Genomic DNA, 2,162 nt, shown 5'->3' with positions numbered 1-2,162 from the left:
TGTCGGCTCCGGTTGAATCCTGCGCAGCCTGCTCCGGTTGAAAAGTGAGCAGGTGTTTACGAGGTTGAGTCTGCCTGACGATCGGCTTCTACGGAGGGCAGAGACTCGATCGCGGTGTGTTTGATGCGGTAGCTGGCGCCTTTGAGGGCGATGACGTCGGCGTGGTGCACTATCCGGTCGATCATCGCTGAGGCGATGGTGGCCTCGCCGAAGACCTGGCCCCAGCGGGAAAACGGCAGGTTGGAGGTCAAGATGATCGAGGACTTCTCGTATCTGGTGGAGACCAGCTGGAAGAACAGGTTCGCCGCTTCGGTGTCGAATGGGATGTAGCCAACCTCGTCGATCACGATGAGCCCGTATCGGCCGATCTTGCGTAGTTCGGCCTCGAGGCGGTCGATGCGGTGGGCTTCGGCCAGTCGGGTGATCCAGCCGGTGGCCGGGGCGAAAGCGACCCGGTGCCCGGCGTGGGCTGCGGCGATTGCTAGCGCGGTCGCTAGGTGGGTTTTGCCAGTACCCGGCGGGCCCAGCAGCACGATGTTGCGTGCTTCGGCTAGCCAGCCGCCGGCTTCCAGTCGGGCGATCTGAGCGCGGTCCACGGCTGGTTGGGCGGTGAAGTCAAAATCGGTGATCGTCTTGATCGCCGGGAAACCGGCATAGCGGATACGTTGGCGGGCACCGGATTCCGCGCGAGCGTTGGATTCCACGGCCAATACCGCCCCGAGGTAGTCCTCCAACGACCAGTTCGCTTCACGGCCCTGCTCGGCCAGCCGCTGGTAATGCGCGGCGATGCGCGGCGCCTTCAACAGTCGCGATTGGTGGGCGATGAGCTTGTCGGCTTCACCCGGCGCTGGACTGCGTTTGGCGGCCATCACGCGACCTCCCCGGTCCCAAACACCGCGTCATAAGCGCTCAGGTCAGCGACTTCAACCTCCACCTGCAGATGAGCACCGGCGGACGGGCGGGTGCGAAACTGCTCGCGCAGCACCGCCGCAGCGGCCACGTGTTGTGGATCAGAAACCAATCCTGCTGTTCCCCAGAGTCGTTCATGATCGGCAACCACCCGATCCCCGCACCGGGCAATGATCCGATCCAGGCCCGCAGTCACGGTGATCATCCGTCCGATCACCTCCGGATGCACCGAATACGCGTTGCCGCCGAAGCTGACGTAGTAATCACGCCCCAACCGCGTCGTGGTGGTGGTGCCGACCGCGGGAGCTAGCGGCGGCAACCCAGCCATCGCCACCTGGTCGGCGGTGAGCAGGTCGGCCGGGATCAGGCCGGTAGTTGCATGAGTGCGGCGGTTGGCGATCGAAGTCAGCCAGTCCAGGAGTTGGGCATTGAAGTCAGCCGCCGAGACGAAGATCCGGCCAGGTAGAAACGACGTTTCAAGGTAGCCGTTGACACGTTCCACCAGCCCCTTGGTTTCCGGATCATAGGGTCGGGCCTGGATCAGCCGAGTGCCCAGCACGCCGCAGAAACCGGCCACACCTTCAGCCAGGCGGCCGCGCTGACCGATACCGGACTCGTTGTCCCACAAAAGTGTTCGAGGCACCGCCCCGATGTGTCGGGACAGTAGCTGCCACATGCCGGCCAGCAGATCTCCGGTGACCCGCGACGGGATCATCATCGCAGCGATGAACCGCGAGTGCGCAGCGACCATCACCAACACCGGAAACGACCGCAACACCCCAGCATGGTCAGGAACGAGTTGGCCGGGAAACCACAGATCGCACTGCACCTGCTCACCAGGCAGATGCACCAGCCGATCACACGGATCAGCCGGGGCATACTCGGGTCGGATCCGCGCCACGTTCTCCGCGAACCAAGAATGGCCACCAGTCCAGCCCACACGCTGGGCGATCACCGTGGCCGGCATCGTCGGGAACTGCCCCAGCAGCGCCCGCACCGCTAACTCGACCTGTGCCCACGCCGAGGTCACCGCCGGCTTGCGCTCATACCGCGGTGGCGACTCTGAACGCAGGGCTTTGGCCACGGTGTTTCGTGACAGCGCCAGCTGCCGCGCAATCTCAGCCTGCGACAGCTTCTCCGACCGATACAGCCGGCGAATCTCCGCCCAATCCTCCACAGTGATCACTCTCCAATCGAAGGGTGCTCACTTTTCAACCGGAACTACCTGCTCACTTTTCGACCGGAGCCGACAC

The 2,162-nt window shown here is 64.0% G+C and carries 2 protein-coding genes; both read right to left on the bottom strand.

Annotated features, from left to right (window positions below; all coding sequences use genetic code 11):
- Positions 1–56: 56 nt before the first annotated feature.
- Positions 57–869: an IS21-like element ISMyma9 family helper ATPase IstB gene (gene istB / locus A5733_RS01710; protein WP_076238842.1), complete on the bottom strand. Its 813-nt coding sequence runs from the start codon at positions 867–869 to the stop codon at positions 57–59.
- Positions 869–2,086, bottom strand: coding sequence for an IS21 family transposase (gene istA, locus A5733_RS01705; RefSeq protein ID WP_076238843.1), 1,218 nt, complete (start codon positions 2,084–2,086; stop codon positions 869–871). The genes istB and istA overlap by 1 nt, the downstream gene beginning before the upstream one ends.
- Between the last annotated feature and the right edge of the window lie 76 nt (positions 2,087–2,162).

Source organism: Mycobacterium sp. NS-7484, assembly GCF_001953975.1.
GTDB lineage: Bacteria > Actinomycetota > Actinomycetes > Mycobacteriales > Mycobacteriaceae > Mycobacterium.
The sequence above is the reverse complement of the archived record's forward strand: the minus strand, read 5'-3'. Positions and strand labels throughout refer to the sequence as shown.

What these genes read in the sequence shown, in the direction of transcription:
- istB (WP_076238842.1), bottom strand. Translation starts at nt 869, where the DNA reads ATGGCCGCCAAACGCAGTCCAGCGCCGGGTGAAGCCGACAAGCTCATC.